The 21,811-nt window shown below is 73.7% G+C and carries 17 protein-coding genes; 3 read left to right on the top strand and 14 right to left on the bottom strand.

The features are described from left to right. Positions 1-121 precede the first annotated feature (121 nt). From AB0M93_RS04365 to AB0M93_RS04305, 13 genes are all read right to left on the bottom strand, one after another. The gene (locus AB0M93_RS04365) at positions 122-3,442 is read right to left on the bottom strand and encodes a serine hydrolase (protein WP_364268270.1); all 3,321 of its coding nucleotides are present in this window, start codon (positions 3,440-3,442) and stop codon (positions 122-124) included. After that, positions 3,439-4,395 carry an ABC transporter ATP-binding protein gene (locus AB0M93_RS04360; protein ID WP_364268268.1) on the bottom strand — a complete coding sequence of 319 codons (957 nt, stop codon included), beginning with the start codon at positions 4,393-4,395 and terminating at the stop codon, positions 3,439-3,441. The genes AB0M93_RS04365 and AB0M93_RS04360 overlap by 4 nt, the downstream gene beginning before the upstream one ends. Positions 4,396-4,468: 73 nt before the next feature. Next, positions 4,469-6,349, bottom strand: a complete 1,881-nt coding sequence (locus tag AB0M93_RS04355) for a dipeptide/oligopeptide/nickel ABC transporter permease/ATP-binding protein (protein ID WP_364268266.1) — start codon at positions 6,347-6,349, stop codon at positions 4,469-4,471. 2 nt (positions 6,350-6,351) lie between these two features. Continuing rightward, the gene (locus AB0M93_RS04350; RefSeq protein WP_364268264.1) at positions 6,352-7,332 is read right to left on the bottom strand and encodes an ABC transporter permease; all 981 of its coding nucleotides are present in this window, start codon (positions 7,330-7,332) and stop codon (positions 6,352-6,354) included. Continuing rightward, positions 7,329-8,984: an ABC transporter substrate-binding protein gene (locus AB0M93_RS04345; protein ID WP_364268262.1), complete on the bottom strand. Its 1,656-nt coding sequence runs from the start codon at positions 8,982-8,984 to the stop codon at positions 7,329-7,331. The genes AB0M93_RS04350 and AB0M93_RS04345 overlap by 4 nt, the downstream gene beginning before the upstream one ends. A gap of 217 nt (positions 8,985-9,201) precedes the next feature. Beyond that, on the bottom strand, positions 9,202-10,092 hold the full coding sequence (locus tag AB0M93_RS04340) for a serine hydrolase (RefSeq protein ID WP_364268260.1): 891 nt from the start codon (positions 10,090-10,092) through the stop codon (positions 9,202-9,204). Then, positions 10,089-11,474, bottom strand: coding sequence for a serine hydrolase domain-containing protein (locus AB0M93_RS04335; protein WP_364268258.1), 1,386 nt, complete (start codon positions 11,472-11,474; stop codon positions 10,089-10,091). The genes AB0M93_RS04340 and AB0M93_RS04335 overlap by 4 nt, the downstream gene beginning before the upstream one ends. Positions 11,475-11,493: 19 nt before the next feature. Further along, complete coding sequence (gene menC, locus AB0M93_RS04330) at positions 11,494-12,597, bottom strand: o-succinylbenzoate synthase (protein ID WP_364268256.1); 1,104 nt, start codon at positions 12,595-12,597, stop codon at positions 11,494-11,496. Next, the gene (locus tag AB0M93_RS04325; RefSeq protein ID WP_364268254.1) at positions 12,594-13,487 is read right to left on the bottom strand and encodes a GNAT family N-acetyltransferase; all 894 of its coding nucleotides are present in this window, start codon (positions 13,485-13,487) and stop codon (positions 12,594-12,596) included. Before AB0M93_RS04325 ends, menC begins: the two co-directional genes overlap by 4 nt. A 23-nt stretch (positions 13,488-13,510) precedes the next feature. Further along, positions 13,511-14,653: a M20 family metallopeptidase gene (locus tag AB0M93_RS04320; protein ID WP_364268252.1), complete on the bottom strand. Its 1,143-nt coding sequence runs from the start codon at positions 14,651-14,653 to the stop codon at positions 13,511-13,513. Then, positions 14,650-16,119, bottom strand: a complete 1,470-nt coding sequence (locus AB0M93_RS04315) for an amidohydrolase family protein (RefSeq protein ID WP_364268250.1) — start codon at positions 16,117-16,119, stop codon at positions 14,650-14,652. Before AB0M93_RS04315 ends, AB0M93_RS04320 begins: the two co-directional genes overlap by 4 nt. A gap of 196 nt (positions 16,120-16,315) precedes the next feature. Continuing rightward, the gene (locus AB0M93_RS04310; RefSeq protein WP_364268248.1) at positions 16,316-16,957 is read right to left on the bottom strand and encodes a TetR/AcrR family transcriptional regulator; all 642 of its coding nucleotides are present in this window, start codon (positions 16,955-16,957) and stop codon (positions 16,316-16,318) included. A gap of 223 nt (positions 16,958-17,180) precedes the next feature. Then, positions 17,181-18,197 carry an SDR family NAD(P)-dependent oxidoreductase gene (locus tag AB0M93_RS04305; protein WP_364268246.1) on the bottom strand — a complete coding sequence of 339 codons (1,017 nt, stop codon included), beginning with the start codon at positions 18,195-18,197 and terminating at the stop codon, positions 17,181-17,183. A 116-nt stretch (positions 18,198-18,313) separates the two neighbouring features. On the opposite strand from AB0M93_RS04305, the gene AB0M93_RS04300 reads away from it, so the two are divergent. From AB0M93_RS04300 to AB0M93_RS04290, 3 genes are all read left to right on the top strand, one after another. Beyond that, a complete protein-coding gene (locus AB0M93_RS04300) occupies positions 18,314-18,727 on the top strand; it encodes a DUF6010 family protein (protein ID WP_364268244.1) in 414 nt (137 codons plus the stop codon). A gap of 1 nt (position 18,728) precedes the next feature. Further along, on the top strand, positions 18,729-18,929 hold the full coding sequence (locus AB0M93_RS04295; protein WP_364268242.1) for a hypothetical protein: 201 nt from the start codon (positions 18,729-18,731) through the stop codon (positions 18,927-18,929). Between the two features lie 65 nt (positions 18,930-18,994). Continuing rightward, positions 18,995-20,494, top strand: coding sequence for a hypothetical protein (locus tag AB0M93_RS04290; protein ID WP_364268240.1), 1,500 nt, complete (start codon positions 18,995-18,997; stop codon positions 20,492-20,494). Between the two features lie 6 nt (positions 20,495-20,500). Here AB0M93_RS04290 and AB0M93_RS04285 read toward each other — a convergent pair whose 3' ends face one another. Beyond that, positions 20,501-21,751 (bottom strand): hypothetical protein, encoded by a 1,251-nt coding sequence (locus AB0M93_RS04285; RefSeq protein ID WP_364268238.1) that lies wholly within the window; start codon positions 21,749-21,751, stop codon positions 20,501-20,503. Between the last annotated feature and the right edge of the window lie 60 nt (positions 21,752-21,811).

Raw genomic sequence — 21,811 nt, 5'->3', positions numbered from 1 at the left:
ACAACACGGCTCCGTCATGACAGGTATTCCGTGAAGGCAAGGGGTGAGGCCCGGGGACACCGCCGTACCGACACCCGTTACAACGCCCCGGCGCCGCCGGTGTTCCCCGACGTGATCCGGCTCATGCCGACACCTTGGGGGTCGCGCGGACGCCGCTGTGCAGGTACCGCTCCCCCGTGGGCAGCGTGTAGAACGTCGCCGAAATCCACGACTTCGCCCCGGGCTCGCGGAAGGCGAACTGGGACTCGCCGATCGGGATCAGATCGTGTTCCGTGGTCGGTTCCGGGACCAGCGCCGCGATCGGGCCCGTGATCGTCTGCCGCATCCGCAGGCCCTCGTCCCCTTCGAACACCTCGATCCGCATCGACGCGCGCTCGTAGACCCCGAGGAACTCCGCGAAGTCGACGGAAGGCGGCGTGGCAGCCGGCGCGATCGGCGCAGGAAGCGCCACGCCCGCCAGCTCGGCGAAGATCTCCCGGTACAGCTCCTCGTACAGGTCGCGCGTGTTGCCGCCGTTGGTGAGCAGCGTGACAGCCAGACCGTGCGAGGGCAGCAGCCGCAGGAACGCCGACTGCCCGATCGTGTTGCCGTCGTGGCCGATGACGCGGTGGCCGTCCCAGTCGAAGCGGATCCAGCCGAGACCCCACGAGTCGCCCAGCGTGTGCTTGTCCGGCATGTCCGCCTGCCACTCGGTCATCGCCGCCGCCGTGGGTTCCGACAGCACGTCGAGGCCGCCCACCAGGTGGATCCGGGCGAACGCCAGGACGTCCGCCGCGGTCGCGGTGATCAGCCCCGCCGGGCCCGCCGAGCGCGGCAAGCCCCACGCCGGGGCCGGCTGGGGCTCGCCGTCGCCCACTGAGACGTGGCCCATCGCCGCGCGGTGCAGCAGCGCCTCCTCCGGCAGCGTGCCCGTATGGGTGAGGCCGAGCGGGGTGAACAGCCGCTCGCGCAGCGCCGCGTCCCACGTCTGCCCGGTCAGCTTCTCGATCACCCGGCCGGCCAGCACGAACCCGGAGTTGCAGTAGGACAGCGTCGCCCCGAGCGGGTGGTTCTGCGCGACCTCCGCCAGCAGCCCGACGAACTTCTCCACGCAGTCGTCGCCGCGGCCGGTGTCGGTGAAGACGTCACCGTCGATGCCACTCGTGTGGGTGAGCAGGTGCCGGAGTGTCACCTGCTTGGTGACGTCGGGGTCGGCCAGCCGCAGCTCGGGCAGCACGTCGGCGACCGGCGCGTCCAGGTCCAGCAGGCCCTCGTCGACGAGCTGCATCGCCACCGTGGCCGTCCAGACCTTGGTGATCGAGCCGATCTGGAACACCGACTCGTCGGTCACCGCCACGCCGGTCGCGGTGTTCAGCACGCCGTGGCTCGCCAGCACCTGGTCGTCGCCGCGCAGGATGCCCAGCGACGCCCCGGGGACGCGGTGCTTGCGCGCGAGCTCGGCCAGGCGCCGCCGCCAGTGCGCGGCGTCGAGCGGCACCCGGGCCGGCCGGCCCGGCTCGCCCGCGTGCTGCTCGGCCCAGTCGACGATGCGGCGGTTGAAGTCGGTCCGGTGGGACGGCTTCCCGTCCAGGATGAACAGGTGGGACGCGCCGGGGTAGAGCACCAGCCGCGTCGGCACGCCCTGTTCGCGCAGCGCGGTGAACCACTGCTCGGCCTGCCCGGCCGGGCACCGGTCGTCGGCGGCGCCGTGCAGCACGAGCGTCGGCGTGCGCACCTTCTCCACCTGCGCCAGCGGGGAAAGGGCCGCGTAGCGCGCCCGGTTCTCCGCCGGGATGGCGCCGAGTTCGGCGACGCCGAGGTAGTGGCCGCTGTCGGATGTGCCGGCCAGGCTGACGACGTCGCTGACGACCCCGCCCGCGACGGCCGCGGCGAACCGGTCGTCCCGGCTGGTCAGGTAGCAGGTCATGAAGCCGCCGTAGCTGTAGCCCGCCACCGCGAGCCGGCGCGCGTCGGCGACGCCCTCGGCGACGAGGACGTCGAGGGGCTCGAGGAAGTCCTTGGCGTCGGCGACACCCCAGGCGCCGACCGCCGCGGTGTAGAACGCTTCGCCGTAGCCGTCGCTGCCGCGCGGGTTGAGCAGCAGCACCGCCCAGCCGCGGGCGACGAGCTCCTGGTGGTAGAGGTGCACGGCGTCGGCGGTGCCGTTCCAGGCGTTGTGCGGGCCGCCGTGGATGTCCAGCAGCAGCGGCCGCGGGCCGGTGCGGGCGGGGTCGCGCAGCAGCCAGCCGGCCACGGTCGTGCCGTCGGAGACGGTGAACTCCCGCTCCTCGCGCAGGTACGGCTCGACGTCGCCGGGCCCGTGCGCGGTGCGCACTTCCACCGCTCCCCCGCTGACGTCGACCGTCGCGATTTCCCCGTAGGACGACGGCGTGGCGAGCACGATGGCCGCGGTGTCCCCGGCGGCGGACATCGCGACCACGGCGTTCCCGGTGCCGCCGAAGACGAGCCGTGGCTCGCCGCCCCCGGCCTCGACCGCGTACAGGTGGGTGTAGCCGCGGTCGCGGGCGCAGAACAGCACGGAAGTGCCGGAAAGCTGGGGAAGGGCGCCGGGGTACCCGGCCGCCCCGGGCATGACGTTCCGGTCCAGCGGCGCGGCCAGATCGGTGGTTTCCCCGCCGTCGAGGGGGATCCGCAGGAGCCCGAGGTGCCCGGGCGCGGTGTCGCGGCGGCCGACGGCGAGGAGCGCGGTGCCGTCGGCGGTCCAGGTGACCGTGCCGCACATGCCGTCGCCGGAACCGACCGGCCGCGGCTCGCTCCCCCGGTCACCTGGCTCGACGACGTATGCGCCGGAGCGGAAGGTCAGGTCGGCGTCGGCCTCCGGGCCCGCCGGGAAAGCCAGCAGCCGGCCGTCCGGCGACCAGGCGGGGTCGCCGGTATGCCAGTCCCCCGACGTCACCCGCCGGACCTCGCCCGTGGCGACGTCGAGGACGTGGACGTGCTTGCGCAGCGTCCGCAGCAGGCCGGCGCCGTCGGCCTTGAAGTCCACCCGGTCGGCGACCACCGGGGCACCCGCCCGGCGGGCGCGGGCGGCATCGTCCTCGCCTTCGTCCGCGTCGAGGTCGACCGGGGCGGCGAAGGCGATCTCGGCGCCGTCCGGGCGCCAGACGGGCGTGCCCGCGCCGAGCGGGAGCGTGGTGACCTGCTCGGGCTCGCCGCCGTCGGCGGGCAGCAGCCACAGCTGCGCCGGGCCGTCCTCGGCGCGCAGGAACGCGAGCCGGGTGCCGTCCGGCGACCACGCCGGCGCCAGGTCGGCGGGGCCGCGGGTCAGCCGGCGGGCCTCGCCGCTGCCGGCGGGGACCTGCCAGAGCGAACGCGTGTCCTCGTCCTTGTCGCGGTCGGCGGTGCGCAGCACGTAGACGATCCGGGTGCCGTCGGGCGAGAGCGCCGGCTGCTCGGGGAACTCGAGGGCGTACAGGTCGTCGATGCCGGGACGTCGGGTCATGCGGATCTCCTCGTGGGATGGGCGGCGGCGAAGTGGCACGCCGCGGAGTGGGACCGGTCCGCCGCGTCGCCGGCCGGGTCGGCGGTGACGCAGACGGTGCGGTCCGGGTGCACGAGCGGCCCGATCGGGCAGCGCGGGTGGTAGCGGCAGCCGGACGGCGGGTGGTGCGGGTCGGCGGGTTCGGTGTCGGCCAGCGCGTCGTCGCCGGTGCTGTCGAGCAGGTTCCGGCGCGCCGACGGCGCGGCGGCCAGCAGGTCGCGCGTGTAGGGGTGCTTCGGATCGGTGAGCACCTGAGCGGCGGGCCCGGCCTCGACGATCCGGCCGAGGTACATCACCGCGACGACGTCGCTGACGTACCGCACCACGGCGAGGTTGTGCGAGATGAACAGCATCGACAGCGAAAGCCGCCGCTGCACCTCCCGGACCAGGTTCAGCACGGCGCCCTGCACCGAGACGTCGAGCGCCGAGGTGATCTCGTCGGCGATCAGCACCTTCGGCTGCCCCGCCAGCGCGCGGGCGAGCGCGACGCGCTGCCGTTGCCCGCCGGAGAGCCGGCCGGGCAGCGCCGTGGCGCGGTCCGGGTCCAGGTTCACCAGTTCGAGCAGCCGGGCGACCTCGGCCCGCCGCGCGGTGCGGGACGTCCCCGGCGGCATCGCCTCGGCGATCGACTCGCCGACGGCCATCCGCGGGTCCAGCGACGAATACGGGTCCTGGAACACCATCTGCAGCGGGCGCCGCCGCGGCAGCCGGCGCACGTCGACGCCGTCGAGCAGCACCCGTCCGGCGCTGACCGGGGCGAGCCCGGCCGCCGCCCGCGCGAGGGTCGACTTGCCGGAGCCGGACTCGCCGACCAGGCCGACGACCTGTCCCGGTGGGACGGTCAGGCTGACGCCGTCGACCGCGGTCAGCCGGCCGTAGCGGACGCTCACCGCGTCGAACTCCAGCGCACTCATGCGCGCGCCTCGCTGACGCTCGGCGCCGCCTGAGCGGCAGGCGCAGTGTTGAATGATTCGTTCGCAGGCTCACTCATGCGGCACCCTCCTCATGGGACTGTCCGGAAAGGACGGTGAGCTGCGGGTGCCAGCAGGCGACCCGGTGGCCGTCCGCGGCCGGTTCGAGCACCGGGTCCTCGGCGCGGCAGCGCTCGGACGCCAGCGGGCACCGGGCGGCGAACGCGCAGCCCCCGGGCACCTGGTCGGGTTCCGGCGGCCGGCCGGGGATCACCTCGAGGGGCTGGTCGCGGTCGGTGTCGAGGTCGACCGTGGTGGCCAGCAGCGCCCGCGTGTACGGGTGCTGGGCCGGGCTCCCGGTCGGCAGGTCCTCGACGATGCGGCCGGCGTACATCACCAGCATCCGTTCGCAGGTCTGGGCGACGACGGCGATGTCGTGGCTGATCAGCAGGATCGCCGCACCCTCGGCTTCGCGCGTGCGGGCCAGCAGGCGCAGCACCTGCCGCTGCACGGTGACGTCGAGCGCGGTCGTCGGCTCGTCGGCGACGATCAGCTTCGGCCGGCCCATCAGCCCCATCCCGATCATCGCCCGCTGCCGCATGCCGCCGGAGAACTCGTGCGGGTACTGCCGGGCGCGCCGCTCGGCGGCCGGGACGCGCACCGCGGCCAGCCGGTCCACCGCGCGGGCGAACGCCTGGCGCCGCGACAGGCCGTGGTGCTGCTCGGACACCTCGGCCAGCTGCCCGCCGACGCGGCGGGCGGGGTTGAACGACGTCATCGGGTCCTGGAAGACCATGGCCAGTGCGGTGCCGAGCTCGCGGTCCGACGCGGCCGCCAGCGGCTTCCCGGCGAACTCGAGCCGGTCGGCGGTGACCACGCCGGGTGCTTCGACCAGGCGGGACACGGCCAGCGCGGTCAGGCTCTTGCCGGAGCCGGACTCGCCGACCACGCCGATCGCTTCGCCGGCGCGGACGCTGAAGCTGACCCCGCGCACCGGAACCGTCCAGCCGTCCGGGCCGGGGAACGCCACCCGGAGGTTGTCCACCACGAGCACGGCGTCCGCGGGCTGCTCGCCGAGCGCGGGCCGCGCCGCCGGCAGCGGCGGTGCCCCGCGCCGGGTCACGCGCGTCCGCACCCCGACCACCGCGGCGACCGTCTCGCCGACCAGATTGAACGCCAGCCCGGCGAGCACCACCGCCGCCGCGGGCCCCAGCGCGGCCGCCGGGTTGACGTAGATGCCGTCCAGGCCCTCGCGCAGCAGCCGTCCCCAGTCGTAGTCCGGTGCCTGCACACCGATCCCGAGGAACGACAGCCCGGCGAAGGCCAGCAGCGCCGAACCCGCGCTGATGGTCGCGTTCACCACGAGCGGCTCGCCGATGTTCGGCAGCACGTGCCGGGCCAGCAGCCGCGCCCGGCCGACGCCGGCGATCCGGGCCGCGGCGACGAAGTCGCGCCCGCTCACCGACGCCGACAGCGTCTGCACGAGCCGGGCGAACGCCGGCGCCATCGCGAAGCCGATCGCCAGCACCGCGCCGTGCGTGCCGACACCGAAGATCACCGCGAGGAACAGCGCCAGCAGCAGGCCCGGGAACGCGACCGCGATGTCGACGACCGCGGTGAGCAACCGGCTCACCCGGCGGGGCAGCACGGACGGCAGCGTCCCGAGGACGACGCCGGTGCCGGCGCCGATCACGGTGGCGAGCACGGCCAGCCCGACCGAGAGCCGGGTCGCGACCAGGGTGCGCAGCAGCAGGTCGCGGCCGAGGGAGTCGGTGCCGAACGGGTGCGCCTCGGACGGGCCCTGGCCGATCGCGTCGGTGTCGATCGCGGCCGCGCCGTCACCCCACAGCAGCGGCGCCAGCACCGACAGGACGACGACCAGGGCCAGCAGCACCGCCGAACACGCACCCACCGGCGTGCGCACGGCCGCCGTCCACACCGAACCGCGTCGCGCCATGTTCACGCCTCCCGGATGGCCGAGCGCGGGTCGAGCAGCCCGAGCACGACGTCGACGAGCAGGTTCACCAGCAGCACGCCGACGCCGTAGACCAGCACGATCCCCTGGACCAGGGGGTAGTCCTTCTGCAGGATCGACTGGACGATCGTCGAGCCGAGGCCGGGCCAGGCGAAGACGTTCTCGACCAGCACCGTGCCCGCGACCATCCCGGTCAGCATCAGCCCGCCCAGCGTCAGCGTCGCGGTCAGCGCGTTCGGCAGCGCGTGCCGGACGTAAACGAGCCGCGCGGGCAGCCGCTTCGCCCGCGCGGTGCGGACGAAGTCGGCGCCCAGCACGGAAAGCAGCTCCACCCGGACGATCCGGGCGAGCACCGCCGAAGGCCCGGTGGCCAGGGCCGCGACCGGCAGCACGTACGCGCTCGCGTCGTCGCCGCCGGCCACCGGGAACCAGCCGAGGCCGACCGCGAGCAGCGCCACCAGCGCGACCGCCACCAGGAACTCCGGCACGGCGGCGAAGAAGACGCTCACCGACGTGAACGCCAGCTCGCTGCCGCGGCGCCGGCCGCCGCGGGTCAGCACCGCGAAGGTCACCCCGACCGGGATCGCGACGGCGACCACGACCGCGAAGGCCAGCACGGCCAGCTGCAGGGTCGCCGGCAGCCGGTCGCCGATCACCTGCGTGACCGGCTGGCTGCTCGCCATCGACGTCCCGAGGTCGCCGGTGACCAGGCCGCGCAGGTAGTGCCCGTACTGCACCCACAGCGGGTCGTCCAGGCCGAGCGCCAGCCGCTTCGCCCGGACCAGGTCGGCCGGGGCGGTCATGCCGAGCGCGGCCCGCACGGGATCGCCCGGCACCAGGTGGATCATCAGGAAGGCCGCGGTCACCAGCGCCCACAACGAGACGGCGAACCGGGTCAGCCGCCGCGCGGCGAACGCCGGCCACGGTCCGCCGCGCAGGCGCGCGGGCGCCGCCGCCGTGGTCATCGCGCGTACATCCGGATCGACGACGGCGTGACGCTGCCCTGGCTGACCTCGAACCGCGCACCGCTGGCGTAGTACGGCACGACGGAGTCGATGTAGGGCACCACGTCGACGTGCTTGACCAAGGCGGTCTCCGCGGCCTGCCAGGCCGGGCAGCTGGCTTCGCCGCTCATCGCGGCCGCCTGCTTCACGCTCTGTTCGTACTCCGGGTTGGCGATGTGGCCGAAGTTGGTCCCGTCCGGCGCCGCCGGGCCGGACACGAACGGCACCAGCTGGCTGGGCAGGGTGAGCCCGACCGGGCCGAGCGAGACCTCCCACTCGCCGGTGCCGAACAGCACCTGGGACAGCCCGGGGCTGTCGACGGCCTTGAGCGTGACCTCGGCGCCGAGGGACTTCCACGTCTGCTGGGCCAGTTCGGCGGTGGGTGCCATCGTCGGGCCGAGCTGGGTGCCGTAGAGGACGGTGAGCGCCAGCCGCTTGCCGCCCTTGACGCGCACGCCGTCCGCGCCGGCCTTCCAGCCCGCCGCGTCCAATGTGGACGCCGCGGCGGCCGCGTCGTGGTTGGGCAGGTGGCCGGTGACGGTGTCGCCCGAGCACGCCTTCGGCTCGGCGGTGACCAGGCTCTGCGACGGCTTGCCCGTGCCGTTGGTCAGCACCTTGCCGAGCTGGGCCAGGTCGAGCGACTGGGTCAGCGCGCGCCGCACCGACTCGTCGTGGCCGGGACGCCCGGGCGCCTGGTTGTAGAAGATTTCCCCGAGCGGGGCGAGGAAGTCGGCGTGGAAGAGCTTCCGCGCTTCGAGCCGCTGGCGGTCCGGTCCGTTGATCTGGCTGGCGTTCAGCTCGCCGGACAGCAGCAGGTTCGCCGCCGTCGAGGTGTTCGGCACGACCCGGGCCACGACCTTGTCCGGCAGGCCCGCCTGCTGCGCCTTCCAGTCCCCCGGGCCCCACGCGTAGTCCTTGCGGCGGGTGAAGGTGTAGTGGTCGTTCGGCACGGCCTCGGAGACGGCGAACATGCCGGTGCCGCTGCCACCCGTGGCCAGCAGCTTGCGATCGGCCAGGCCCTTGCCGCAGACGATCGGCAGGCCGCCGACGTTGCGGAGCAGGAACGCGTCGGGCGCGCCGCTGGTCACGGTGATCGTCCGGGTGGCTTCGTCGGCCGTGGCCTTCGTGCCCGGCGCGATCGTCAGGCCCGCGAACGGCGACTTGTTGGCCGGATCGCCGACGAACCCGATGTTCGCGGCGACGTCGGCGGCGGTCAGCGGGGCGCCGTCCGCGCAGGTGATGCCGGGACGCAGGGTGAACGACGCCGTGGTCGTGGTGGCGGTCCACTTTTCGGCGAGCGCGGGCAGCGGCTTGCCGTCAGGGGTGAGTTCGAGCAGCGGGTCGTAGAGGAACCGGTCGACCTGGCCGGTCACCGCCAGCACCGACATGTGCGGGTCGAGGTTGCCCGGGTCGGAGGCGATCCCGAGGTTGAACGTCTTGCCGTCGGCGAGGGCGCCGCCGGCCGCGCTGCCGCCGCCCGGTCCCCCGCAGGCCGTCGCCGCGAGGGCGAGCGCGCCGAGCAGGACCACCGCCGTCCCGGCATCGTACCGGGGCTTCGCCCCGGGCCGGGGGCTCCGCCACCCGGACCCCCGCAAGAAGTGGGTGTGGGTCATGGTGCTTCCCTAAGGTCGGTGTTCGTCGGGGTGGGTGCCCCGGAAACGCGGGGCGCTGGGCCGCGGCCGGACCGGCTCGGCCCGCCGGTGGCCGGAACTCCGGGCGGGTAGCCGGAAACTCTGGCCGGCACCGCCGGGGCCCGGCCGGCGTGCCCGCGACGCCCCTCGGCCGCGGGTTCGCCGGTACCGGGCCACCGCAAGCTGCCCTTCGCCGCCGTCACGGTGCTTCCTTCCGCAGGTGGTCCACGGCGAGCCGGCCGGCCCGGCCGATCGCCGCGTCGATGGCGGGTTGCCGTTCGGCCGGCGAGTCCGCGCGGGTGAACACCGCGACGGCGAAGCGGCGGCCGTCGGGGTAGGACACGACACCGGCTTCGTTGCGGATCGCCGGCAGGGTGCCGGTCTTGGCCGCGACGGCGACGTCCGAGGCGAACCCGGACGAGAGCCGGTGCGGCCAGATCTGCCGGGCCATCATCGACCGGACGCGCTCGCACGCCGCCGGCTCGCCGGCCCGGTCCGTCCACACGGCGTCGAGCAGTTCGGTGATCTCGCGCGGAGTCGACGACGTCGTGCGCCCGGGGTCGAGCACCGCGAGTTTCCGAGTCTGCTCGGGCGTCGCGCCGGCGAACAAGGCGTCGATGTCGGCGCCCTCGGGCGCTCCGAGGTCGGCGAGCACGGAGGCGAACAGGTCCTCGCAGCAGCCGACCAGCCGGGTGCGGCGCAGGCCGAGGTCGGCCAGGAGGCGGTCGACGGCGGCCGCCCCGATCCGGTGGTAGACGACGTCGGTGGCGGCGTTGTCGCTCATGGTCAGCATGAACAGGGCGAGGTCGCGCCAGCTCATCTCCACGTCGTCGGCGCAGCCCGCGGTGCCGATGCCGCCGATGCGGTAGCGCGGCCCGACGCGGGTCCGGGCGGTCTCGTCGAGCCGTCCGGCCGCCACTTCCCGGGCGTAGGCGACGGCGACCGGGATCTTGAACACCGACGCCAGCACCACCGGCTCGTCCGCGCCGACCGCCACCGAAGGGCCGCCGCCGATCTCCCGGGCGTGCAAGAATCCCTGCGCGCCCGCCGAGGCGAAGACCCCCGCGATCTCCGCCTCGACCGCGCTCACGCGGTCACCCGCCGGTCGGCGCGGCCGGTGTGCAGGTACAGCGCGCGGCCGGTGCCGTCGTCGCCGACGAACGCGTGCGGCACGTACATGCCCTGCATCGGCTCGGCCAGGATGAGCGTGTCGCCGTTCATCGCGACCAGCTCGGTCTTCTCCGGCTTGGCCAGCTCCGCGAAGATCCCCTTCGGGACGCGCTCGACCCAGACCCGGCCGTCCTCGTCCTGGCTGACCACGATGTCCGCCACCGACGACGAGTACTCCCCGACGTAGCGCGAAGCGTCGACGCGCGGCGCGGCCGGGTCGGGCACCGGCGGCACGGCCAGCTCGATGCCGGTCAGCTCGCGCATGAGGTGCCCGATGACTTCGGTGTAGAGGGCGATCGTGTCGCCGCCGTTGGTCAGCAGGGCCACCGCGACCCCGTGCTCCGGGGCCACGCGCAGGAACGCGGACTGGCCGATCGTGCCGCCGTCGTGCCCGACGACCGTCCCGCCGGGCGAGTCGAACAGCGACCAGCCGAGGCCCCACGCGTCGCCGAAGATGCCGAGGTCGGGCAGCTCCACCAGGCGTTCGCGCATGGCGCGGGCGCTGTCCGCGCCGAGCACGCGGGTGCCGTCGGGACCTTCGCCGTCCTTCAGGTGCATCGCGGCGAACGTGACGAGGTCGCGCGGGCGCATGGCGAGCATCGAGCCGGCCGGGGAGTTGGACGGCGTCAGCGCCCAGATGCCCGCGGGTTCGGGGTCGGCGCCCGGCGAAGACGGCAGGTGCCCCAGCGCGGCCCGGAACCGGATCGCCTCGTACGGGCTCGCGGCGGCGTGCGTCAGTCCCAGTGGCGTGAACAGGTGGTCCTGCAGGCAGTCGTCGTAGGACTTGCCGCGCAGCACCTCCACGACCCGGCCGAGCACGCAGAACGCGGCGTTGTTGTAGGAGAACATCTCGCCGGGGGCGAACAGCTGGGGCACGTCGCCCAGGGTGGCGACGTACTTTTCGACGCGGTCGTCGCCGCGGCCGGTGTCGGTGAAGATGTCGCCTTCGAAGCCGGCGGTGTGGCACATCAGCTGCCGGACGGTGATCCGCGCGGCGGCGTCGGCGTCGGCGAGCACGAACTCGGGCAGGTACTTGCGGACCGGCTGGTCGAGGTCGAGCAGGCCGTCGTCGACCAGCTGCATCGCCAGCGTCGCCGTCCAGACCTTCGTGATGGAGCCGATCTGGAACAGCGAATCGACGTCCGCTTCGACGCCGGTGCCCTTGTTCAGCACCCCGGCGGCGTGGTCGACGATTTCCCCGCCGGCGTAGACGGCGACGGCCGCGGCGGGCACGTGGTGCTCGGCCAGCAGCGCGGGGAGGCGGGATTCCAGCCAGGCGGCGGCTTCGGGGAGTTTCGACATGGGGAGCCTCTCGTTTTCGCTAGGCGAGCCAGGACTTCGCGGTGGTCACCTCGGCCAGCCGCTCGGGAACGGGGGTGACGCCGAGGCCGGGCCCGGACGGCACCGGCAGCCGCCCGGCCTCGAGGACGAACGGTTCGGTGATGTCGGTGCGGTAGAACCGGTCCGACGCCGAGGTGTCGCCGGGCAGGGTGAACCCGGGCAGCGACGCGAGCGCCACGTTCGCGGCCCGGCCCAGCCCGGTTTCGAGCATCCCGCCGCACCAGACCGGGACGCCGTGCGCCACGCAGACGTCGTGCACGCGCCGCGCTTCCAGGTAGCCGCCGACCCGGCTCGGCTTGATGTTGACGATCCGGCAGGCGCCGAGCTTGATCGCGTCCGCGGCCGAGCGGGCCGACACGACGGTCTCGTCCAGGCAGATCGGCGTCCGGAGGTGCTTGGCGAGCTCGGCGTGGCCGAGCACGTCCTCCTCTTCCAGGGGCTGCTCGATCAGCAGCAGCCCGAACGGGTCGAGCCGCTGCAGCTGCGGCACGTCCGAGAGCGTGTACGCCGTGTTCGCGTCGACCTGCAGCAGGACGTCGTCGCCGAAGCGCTCGCGGACCGCGCGCACCGGCTCGACGTCCCAGCCGGGTTCGATCTTCAGCTTGATCCGGAGGTAGCCTGCCTCGAGGTAGCCGCCCACGACGTCCAGCAGCTGCGGGATCGAGTCCATGATCCCGACGGACACCCCGCACAGCACGGTGTCCTTTGTGGACCCCAACGCGGCGCCGAAGGACAGGCCGTGCACGCGCAGTTCGGCGTCGAGCACCGCCATCTCCAGCGCGGCCTTGGCCATCCGGTGACCCTTGAACTTCGCCAGCAGTGGCGCGACCTTGTTCGCCGTGAGGTCACCGGCGGCGAGGAGCGCGGGCACGAGGAACGCCCGCAGCACGTGCTCGACGCCGTCGATGTACTCCGAGGAGTAGAGCGGGCCGGCCATCGCCCCGCACTCGCCCCAGCCTTCGCCTTCGGCCGTCACCGCCCGCAGGATCAGCAGTTCGCGCTCGGCCTGCGTGCCGAACGACGTACGGAACGGCGCCACCAGCGGCATCCGCACCCGGAGGAGTTCCACCCCGGTGAGTTTCACGACGAGTGCTCCCTTGCGACCACGTACCAGCCGGCACGATCGAATCCGGTGACCGAGGCGCCCTCGGCGAGCAGGCCGCCGAGCACCTCCCGCACGGCGACCCGCCACGCCCGGCCCTGCCCGGGGTCGGCGCGCCGGAGCGCCTCGATGTCCGGCGGCACGGCGACGAGCACCACCGGCGCGTCCGCGGGACCGGCGACCGGCGCGCCGGCGGGATCCACCGCCAGCGCGACCGCGGCGCCCCGGTCCCGCAGCGCCGTCACGTCCACCCGGTCGGGGCGGCCGGCGGCGGCCGTCCGGACCGGTGGGCTCGCCAGGTCCCAGCCGACCATCAGGCGGTCGGTGTCGCCCGCGCTGTTGATGCCGTCCTGCATCGGGCCGTAGAAGTCGGGCAGGTAGCGCTCGGGGCGGGCGGCGAGCTTGGTCAGGTTGAAGTGGGCGTTGCGGCGCACCAGCGGGTCGAACGTCCACGAGATCGCCGTGACACCCTGCTGCAGCGCCCACGCGCGCTGGTGCAGCTTGAGCGCGAAGCCGATGCCGCGGCCGTGCCCGGGCGTCGCGACGCCGGCGATGTGGCTGTGCAGTCCTCCCTTCGCCGGCTCGCCGAAGAACCCGAAGCAGGCGCCGAGCAGGTCGGGCCCGTCGAACGCACCGGCCACGTAGTTGCCCGCCGACACCATGGCCCGCAGCAGTTCGGCCGTCACGAGCGGGTTTCGCGGGGCCGGTTGCCAGATCGATTCGAAGAGGCGGGCCACCGCGGCCAGTTCGGCGACCTCGCCCAGGGTCCGGACGCGAACCCCGGAGGCCCGGGCGGCGCCGGCCGCCACGGCGGCCGCCTCGTCCCGCAGCGGCGGGGCAGTGTTCGTCACGACTTCTGTCACGCTCACCATCCTTTCCGGACGCTCGCGCCGGGTCACCGTTGTCCCGCACGGGATTCGCCCGGTGCGTTCGTCGGCGCGGACGAAGTCCGGTTCGCCAGAACGGTTTCGGTGAGGGCGGTGAGCAACGCGGTGCGCCGGGGCAGCTCGGCGACGACGACGTGCTCGTCGTCGGCGTGGGCGCCCCCGCCCACCGCACCGAGGCCGTCGAGGGTCGGAATGCCCAGCCCCGCGGTGAAGTTGCCGTCCGACGCGCCGCCGACCGCGGCCCGGGTGAGCGGGCCGAAGCCGAGCTTTCCGGCCAGTACGTCCGCGAGCGCGAACAGCTCCGCCGATGCGGCGGCCTCCAACGGCGGCCGGTTGATGCCGCCGCCGATCCGGATCCGCGCGCCGGCGAGCACCGGTGCCAGGCTCCGCACGGCCCGGTCGACGCGGTCCTGCTCGGCGGTGTCCCAGACCCGCGCGTCGACCGCGACGGTGGCCGCGGCCGGCACGGTGTTGGTCGTCGTCCCGGCGCTCAGCGCGGTCGGGACGACGGTGGTGCCGCGGCCCGGGTCGGCGAGCGCGGCCACCGCGAGGATCTGGTGCGCCACCTCGATCCCGGCGTTGACGCCCTTCTCGGGTTCGAGGCCGGCGTGCGCGGCGCGTCCCGCGACCTCGATCCAGTAACGGGAAACGCCTTTGCGCCGGGTCTTCAGCGCACCACCGTCGGCCGAGGCTTCGAGCACGAACACCGCGTCACAGCTTCCGGCCGTCTCTTCGATGAGCGAGCGGGACAGCGGCGACCCGATTTCCTCGTCGCCGGTGATCAGGATGGTCACGCCGGTGCGGTCCGGCAGCGCCGCGGCCGCGTGCAGGGCCATCCCGACGCCGGCCTTCATGTCGAAGCAGCCGGGGCCGCGCAGGATGCCGTCCTCGATCCGGAAGGGGTGGGTGCGCAGCGAACCCAGGGGCCACACGGTGTCGTGGTGGCCGAGCAGCAGGACGCGCGGCGGGCCGTCGCCGAACGACCACCGCAGGTGCGTGCACCCGTCGGTGACCAGGCGCTCGGGCTCGGCGCCGAGCAGGCGGCGGCCGACGCCGGCGACGGCTTCGGCGCTGCGTGCGACGGCTTCGTGGTCGTCCGACGGCGATTCGCAGCGGACGAGCGTTTCGATGTCGGCGATCAGATCGCTCATCGCGGTTCCCCTCGCAGCGGCTTGCCGGGCAGCGCTTTCTCGTCGAGTTCCCCGTGGGCGACCACCGGGACCCCGGCGACGTACAGGTGCCGGACGCCCAGCGAGGGCCGGGTGGGGTCGGCGTAGGTGGCCGTGTCGGTGATGCGGTCCGGGTCGAGGACGACGACGTCGGCGTCGGCCCCGGCGCCCAAGTGGCCCTTGCCGCGAGCGGCCGGCGCGACGTCGTCGAGGAGCCGCGAAGGCAAGTACGAACAGCGGCGGAACGCTTCGAGCCAGCCCCAGGCGCCGGTTTCGCGGACCATCAGCCGCAGGGTCTTGGCGAAGGTGCCCGCGGTGCGCGGGTGGGTCGTGCCACCGGGCGGCAGGGGCCATTCGGTGCTTTCGGTGCTGCCGTCCGGCCAGTAGACGGGCATCGCGTCGCTGGCCACGACCGCGTCGGGGAAGGCGAGCGCCTGGTGCAGCAGGGCGCGTTCACGAGGGTTCTCCTCGTCGAGGAATTCCAGGAGGCACGGCGCACCCGGGTCGTCCCGGCGAAGCTGGCGCAGGCGCCCTTCGTCGCGCACGCGCTCGCCCGTCTCGAGGATGATCACGCTCGACGCGCGGAGTCCCTTCATCCGCAGGCGTTCCGGCTCGATGAAGGCGGCGCCGACGGCGGTGCTGCCCGCGCCGTAGGGGTAGGCCTCGACGGTGACGCGGGAGCCTTCGCGGCGGGCGCTGTCGAGGGTGGCGAGGACGCGGTCGATGTGGTGGCCGGAGGTGCTGTTGACGTGGCAGTGGTGCATCGCGGCGCCGGTCTCCCCCGCGGCGGCGACGATCTCCACCGAGCCGTCGACCGGGATCGCGGGGTCGACCTCGACCAGCTCGCGGACGTGGGTGTAGGTCGGCACCCCGGCTGTCGCGGCGAGCCGGGCGACGGCGAGGAACTCCGCGGGCGCGGTCTGCGGCGCGTATCCCATCAGGACGCCGATGCCGAGGGCGCCGGCCGCGAGCTCGGCGTCCAGCAGGGCCAGCCAGGCGGCCAGTTCCCGGGGCGACGACGACCGCTGCCACGCCGGGTTGCCGAGCACGGCGAGCCCGCTGTCGATGTTCGCGTCGGGCTCGATCCCGGCGAGCACCTGCGCCCGGGCGGCGCCCCAGGAGGCGGAGAAGCCGTAGTGCAGCGGCCGCCCGGCCGCGGCGGCTTCGGCGTAGGCCCGCTCGACGGGCATCAGGCCGGCTTCGAGGTCGAGCGCGGTGGTGACGCCGTCCATCGCCTGCAGCCGCTGCCCGGCGACGGAGTGCACGTGACTGTGCAGGTCGACGAACCCGGGCCCGACGACGAGCCCGCGCACGTCGACTTCAGTGGCCTCGATGTCCAGCCCGGCCCCCACGGCCTCGACCCCGGCCTCGGAGATCAGGACGTCGGCGACGCCGTCGAACCCGCTCCCCGGATCGATGACCCGGCCGCCCCGCAAGAGTGTCCGCACCCGCCGCCTCCTCGTCGCCACCCGATCGGGGTGACGTTAGGAGGATTTCCGGCAGCACCGTTCGTGCGCGGCGACGAACTCCGGCGCCCGGATCCATCCGCCCGGACGAACTGACTCCTTGGGTACGCGAACCGACCGTCCAAGTACGCGAACCGACCCCCTGGGTACGCGAACCGACCGCCCCGGACCGAAGTGGTCAGGAAGCCGGGGTCACCGGGGCCAGCAGCAGGCCCGTGATTGCGTCGATCAGGCCAGTGCCCGCGTCGTTCCAGCTCGCGCGCGGGGTCGGCGTGCCCTCCGCCAGGGCCCGCTCGCGCTCGGCCGTCATGTGGATCATCAGCTGGCGTGCCATGTCGCCGCGCTCGGCGCGGACCTCCGGTGGGAGGCCGTCCAGGCAGCGGTTGAGGCCCTCGACCGTGCGGGCCAGCGCCGGGGAGGCCAGTGACTCCTCCGCGACGATCGCGCGCAGGGCCGGGTCGGTCATCACCTGGGCGCTGAACCGCGCGAACCACGTCGGCGCGTCCAGTTCCTGCAGGTAGCTCGTGGTCGGGCGGACCAGGGACGCCACCCAGTCGCGCAGGTCGCCGTCGCCGTCGATGGCCTCGACGAGTTCCTCGCGCAGCCGCTCGATGCGCCCGAAGTGCTTGCGCGCGATCGCCCGGACCAGGTCGACCTTGGTGCCGAAGTGGTAGTTGACCGCGGCGTTGTTGCCCTGCCCGGCCGCCTCGCTGATGTGCCGGTTGGACACCGCGTGCACCCCGTGCTCGGCGAACAACCGCTCCGCCGTGCCGAGAATGCTCTCCCGCGTGGCACTCGCGCGATCCGCCTTGACGTTCATCCACCCACCCGGTCACCCCGACGCTCTGCCGGCCCCCACCTTACGGATGCCGTCACCGGAGCCGGCCCAGCCACGCCCGCGCCGCGGCCAGGTAGCGGCGGCTGAACTCGCTCGCCGGGGCCCATGCCTCGAACCCGTGCGGCCCGCCGGGGGCGACGGCGAACGTCGTGTCGACGCCGGACGCGGCCGCGCAGCTCGGGCGCCACCGCGGACGGCGGCACGGTCACTGCACCGACCAGCCGCCGTCGGACGGCAGGAGGGCGCCGTTGACGTTCACGCCGTCGTCGGCCAGCAGGAAGGTGATCGACGCGGCCAGCTGCTCCGCGGTGGCGATCGGCGGGATGAGCCCGAGGAACTGCCCGATCCGGCCCTGCCCGAACTCCGACGGCTCGGCGTGCATCGCCATGCCGGTGGCGACGCCGCCCGGCGCGACGGCGTTGACGCGGATGCCGTGCGGCCCGTACATGAACGCGCAGCTGCGGGTGATGCCGACGACGGCGTGCTTCGACGCGGTGTAGGCGATCCCGGCGGCCGAGCCGCGCAGCGCCGCTTCCGAAGCGACGTTCACGATGGCGCCGGAGCCCGCTTCGAGCATCGCCGGGACGACCGCGCGGATGAGCCGGAACGTCCCGTCGACGTTCACGGCGAAGACGCGGCGCCACAGCTCGTCGCTGACCTCGTGGGCCGGCGAGAAGTCGTCGACGACGCCGGCGACGTTCGCCAGCCCGTCGATCCGGGAGCCCGCGGCGGCGAGGATCCGCGTCACGCCGCCGGAGTCGGTGATGTCGGCCGGCACCGCGACCAGCTCCGGCGAGCCGAGGTCCGCGGCGAACTCGTCCAGGCGGCCGGCCGAGACGTCGACCGCGACGACCCGGCCGCCTTCGCGGGCGATGCGCGACGCGGTGGCCCGCCCGATCCCGGAGGCGGCGCCGGTCACCACGACGGTCCGGCCCTCGAACCGGCCGGGCACGATCCGCTCCCGCCACCCGGTACGGCCGGCGCCGGGGGCCGGGACCACGCCGTGGTTGGCCCGGCTGACCAGCTCGTCGACGACGTCCTGGGCCAGCCGGCCCTGGCTGAGGGCGACCAGCTGCCGCAGCGGCAGCAGGCGGACCGGGGCGAGCACGGTCTCGTCGACCCCCGCCTCGGCGAGCAGGGCGCGGATGAGCGGGCCGCCGTCGGGGTGGGCGGCCCACTCGCCGATCGGGGTGTCCGCCGTGAGCGGTTCCGTGGTGGTCATGACCGCAGCATACCCGAATTTAAATCAATCGATTGACGTAAGATGGCGAGATCCCGGTGGAGCCTGACCGGACGGCCACTGGTCGCGGGACGGCCGGGTTCCTAGCGTCGGACCTCGTGATCGAGATCGTCGCGCCGATCCTCATCGGCCTCCTCTACGTCCTGCTCAACTCCCCGATCCCCGAGCCGCACCGGCGGCGGTTCAACGCGGTGATGGTCGGCGGCGCGGGCGCCGCGTACCTGTCCGGCGGCGCGCTCGGGCCGTGGGAGCTGGTGTTCTGCGCAGTGTCGACGTACGTCGCGTTCCGCGGCCTCGAGTCGTGGTCGTTCATCGGGATCGGCTGGCTGCTGCACACCGGCTGGGACGTCGTCCACCACCTGAAGGGCCAGCCGATCCTGCCGTTCGCCCACGGCTCCTCGTTCGGCTGCGCGATCTGCGACCCGGTGATCGCGATCTGGTGCTTCACGGGCGGCCGGCCCGTGTGGACGCGGCGGCGGGTTGGCACGCCGTCGCCGGGGGTACCCGGGTGAGATGAGCGCCGAGGTCGAACGCGCCGCGCACGCCTACTGTCCCCGCTGCCACCCGGACCCGCGGCCCGGGGACGTGATCCAGGCGTTGTGCGGCGCCCGCAACCCGTACTACGGCCGCCGCGACCGGCCGACCCACACCTGCCCCGCCTGCGTGACGCTGGCGTCGGCGAACGTCTACGCCTGCGGACACCCCGGCGCCTGAGGACGGATCGCCGGTTTCGGGTGTTCCGGAACCACCCGGCGAACCGACCACTTACGCTGACCGGCATGAAGAGGGTGGGGATCGCCACGGCGACCGCGGCGGTCGCCGCGCTCGCGCTGGCGCTCGTCCTCGGCCTGCTGGGCGGGACTCCGACCGGCGCCGGGGACAACGGGGACGGTTACCGGTTGTTCTGCGGGCCCGGGCTCACGCCCGCGACGCCGACGCACAAGGCGAGCTGGCTGGGCGGGGTGGTGCTGGACTTCGGGCGGGGGACGCCGTGCCCGGACCCGCAGCCGTCCAGTGCCGGCGTGCTGTTCGGATCCGTGACCGGCGGGGACGGGGCCTTCAGCCTCCTGAAGCTCGGCTGGCTGTACGTGCTGCTAGTCTTCCTCGTGACGCTGCTGGCGGCGTGGGCGGTGCAGGCGCGCGGCCCGCTGCGGCTGCTGTTCCTGGTGCCGCCCCTGCTGCCGCTGCTCGAACCGGCGTTCGCCCGGCTGTTCATCTCGACGTTCGCCGAGCCGGCCGGGTTGTTCGGCGCGTACACGCTGCTGCTCGGGGTCGCGGTGATCGCCGCGACCAGGGCCGGAGACGGCTTCGCGCGGCTGTCGGCGCTCGTCCTCGTCGCCGCCGGCGGTGTCGTGGGCGGGCTGGCGAAGATCGGCTTCCTGCCGCTGTTCGTGCTGGCGGTGCTCGTCTGCGCGGTGACCGCCGCCCGGCCGGGCAGCGGCAAGTGGTGGACCGGCCGGCTCGTGGGGCCGGCCCTGGCGATCCTGCTGGTGCTGGAGATCATCGCTCCGGTGCGGGCGAACCTCGCGTGGCAGGAGCGCAACTACGCCGACGTCAACGCGGTCAACGTCGTCTACACCTTCACCCTCGCCGAACTGCCCGGCTCGGCGCCCCGGCTCGGCCTGCCCGAGTCCGCGCAGAGGAGCGCCGGGCACGCGTACTACCCGGAGGGCCCCGAAGCGCTCGCGGGCTCGGACGTGCTGCTGGAAGACCCCAGCAAGGTCAAGCACAAGGCGTGGGACCTGCTGCTGGAACACCCGTTCGTGCTGGTTCACGCGATCGGCATCGGCCTGCAGGCGACGCTCGGCCGGAGCCTGCCGTACCTGCCGGACCAGCCGTGGACGCCGGTGAGCCGGCCCCCGGACAGCTCGGTCCCGGTCAGCGGCGACATGGGCGGGGACGCGACGACGTTCCAGCAGTGGCTCGACGGGATGGGCATCCCGTGGCTGCCGGCCCTGCTGGTCCTGCTCGGCCTGGCCGCGGCGGTGGTGGCGCTGCTGCGCCGCCGCCGCTCGACGACCCGCTACGGGATCGTCGCCGGTGTGGCGGTGATGAGCGCCCTCGGCATCGCCGCGATGGCGGTGGTCGGCGACGGTTACTTCGAGATCGCCAAGCACATGTGGCTGGCGGCGTACCTGCTGGACGTCACGGCCCTCTCGCTGGGCGTCATGGTGGCGCCGATCGTGCTGCGGCGGGGCCGGGAGCTGTGGAACCGCCGCCGCACCGAAACGACAGCGCCGCCGGCCCGGGAACCCGAGCCGGCGGCGCCGGTCACCTGAGCGTCGTCACGAAGCCAGCGAAGACAGCGGCACCGCGAACACCGAACGGCCGCACGTCTGGTTCTGCGCCGTGCAGTCGGCCGTCGACCACTCCGACTGGGACCACACCAGGCCCGTCGACCAGTCGTAGGTCAGGGCCTCCGGGTGGACTGCCCAGCAGGCCGCCGTCGAGGTCGAACCGCACGTCGCCGAGTTGCTGCTCGCCGTGGTCTGGGTCCAGAGCTGGCCGTTGATCGTGGCCGAGCTGTGGGCGACGTACCACTTGCCGTTGTTGGACAGCACGCCCTGCATGTTGCCCACCGAGCTGCGGAGCGCCTCGGTCGCGGCCACCGTGCCCGACGTCGCCGACAGCAGGAAGTCCGTGCCCGTCGGGTAGCGGTAGAGGCGGCCGTGGAGGCTCTGGTCGGAGAAGTACTCCGTCGTCACGATCGACGCCGGGGACGTGCTGCGGTCCAGCGACATCGACGAGAAGCACGGCACGCCCGTGTCCGACGACATGCTGCAGGTGCCGCCGGCGTAGGTGTAGTAGCCGACCTGCATCATCGCGTACTTGTAGGTGTAGGCGGCGTACCCGCCCGACGTCTTGCCGATCGCGTTGGACGTCGTGTCGGTCATCTGCAGGATGTGCTTGGTGCTGAACACGCGGATGGCGGTCGAGGTGCTGCCTTCGGCCGTCACGTAGATCTTGTCGCCGTACCAGGCCATTCCGCCCATGTGGGCCTGCGCCGCGGAGAAGCTGCTGCCGGTGCTGTTCGGCACGGCCAGGTAGAACATGCGGTACGACGGCGACGCCGGGTTGTCGTAGTTGATGGCCTGGATCCGCGCGTCGTTGTAGCGGCCGAGCGCGTCGGTGCCGTGCCAGCCGGACAGGATGATCTTGTCGTCGCCCCACTTGCCGTCGTCGTCGGCGTCGCCGGAGGTCGTGATGCCCTGCGGGCTCCACGTCGTCGTCCCGGCGCGGTCGGCGTCCCAGCACATCGACTTGGTGGCCGCCGGCGCCTTGGGCAGCGCGGCCTTTTCCGCGCTGGTGCAGCCGGTCATGTCGTAGCTGGTGTCGTTGACGACGGTGTTGAGGCTGACGTTCGGCAGCGCGCTGTCCAGTGCGGTCAGCGCGGCGGCCGGGGTGGCGTGCCAGACGAGGCTCTGCTTGGCCGTGGTCGTCAGCGGGTCGCTGTAGGCGGCGCTCGCCGTCCCGGGCAACGCCAGTGCCCCGGCCGCCACGGCCAGCGCGAGGAGGAGAACTTTCCGGATTCGCATGGGAGCCAGTACGCCAGGCGGCGATCCAAATTCCGTACACCGGCGTTGTACGGCTCTTGT

This window comes from Amycolatopsis sp. NPDC051102, from assembly GCF_040682815.1.
Classification (GTDB): domain Bacteria; phylum Actinomycetota; class Actinomycetes; order Mycobacteriales; family Pseudonocardiaceae; genus Amycolatopsis.
The sequence above is the reverse complement of the archived record's forward strand: the minus strand, read 5'-3'. Positions and strand labels throughout refer to the sequence as shown.

Bases quoted from the DNA above. Each gene is read 5' to 3' on its own strand.
- AB0M93_RS04365 (WP_364268270.1), bottom strand. From the start codon at position 3,442: ATGACCCGACGTCCCGGCATCGACGACCTGTACGCCCTCGAGTTCCCC.
- AB0M93_RS04360 (WP_364268268.1), bottom strand. From the start codon at position 4,395: ATGAGTGCGCTGGAGTTCGACGCGGTGAGCGTCCGCTACGGCCGGCTG.
- AB0M93_RS04355 (WP_364268266.1), bottom strand. From the start codon at position 6,349: ATGGCGCGACGCGGTTCGGTGTGGACGGCGGCCGTGCGCACGCCGGTG.
- AB0M93_RS04350 (WP_364268264.1), bottom strand. From the start codon at position 7,332: ATGACCACGGCGGCGGCGCCCGCGCGCCTGCGCGGCGGACCGTGGCCG.
- AB0M93_RS04345 (WP_364268262.1), bottom strand. From the start codon at position 8,984: ATGACCCACACCCACTTCTTGCGGGGGTCCGGGTGGCGGAGCCCCCGG.
- AB0M93_RS04335 (WP_364268258.1), bottom strand. From the start codon at position 11,474: ATGTCGAAACTCCCCGAAGCCGCCGCCTGGCTGGAATCCCGCCTCCCC.
- AB0M93_RS04325 (WP_364268254.1), bottom strand. From the start codon at position 13,487: ATGGTGAGCGTGACAGAAGTCGTGACGAACACTGCCCCGCCGCTGCGG.
- AB0M93_RS04320 (WP_364268252.1), bottom strand. From the start codon at position 14,653: ATGAGCGATCTGATCGCCGACATCGAAACGCTCGTCCGCTGCGAATCG.
- AB0M93_RS04310 (WP_364268248.1), bottom strand. From the start codon at position 16,957: ATGAACGTCAAGGCGGATCGCGCGAGTGCCACGCGGGAGAGCATTCTC.
- AB0M93_RS04305 (WP_364268246.1), bottom strand. From the start codon at position 18,197: ATGACCACCACGGAACCGCTCACGGCGGACACCCCGATCGGCGAGTGG.
- AB0M93_RS04295 (WP_364268242.1), top strand. From the start codon at position 18,729: ATGAGCGCCGAGGTCGAACGCGCCGCGCACGCCTACTGTCCCCGCTGC.
- AB0M93_RS04290 (WP_364268240.1), top strand. From the start codon at position 18,995: ATGAAGAGGGTGGGGATCGCCACGGCGACCGCGGCGGTCGCCGCGCTC.
- AB0M93_RS04285 (WP_364268238.1), bottom strand. From the start codon at position 21,751: ATGCGAATCCGGAAAGTTCTCCTCCTCGCGCTGGCCGTGGCGGCCGGG.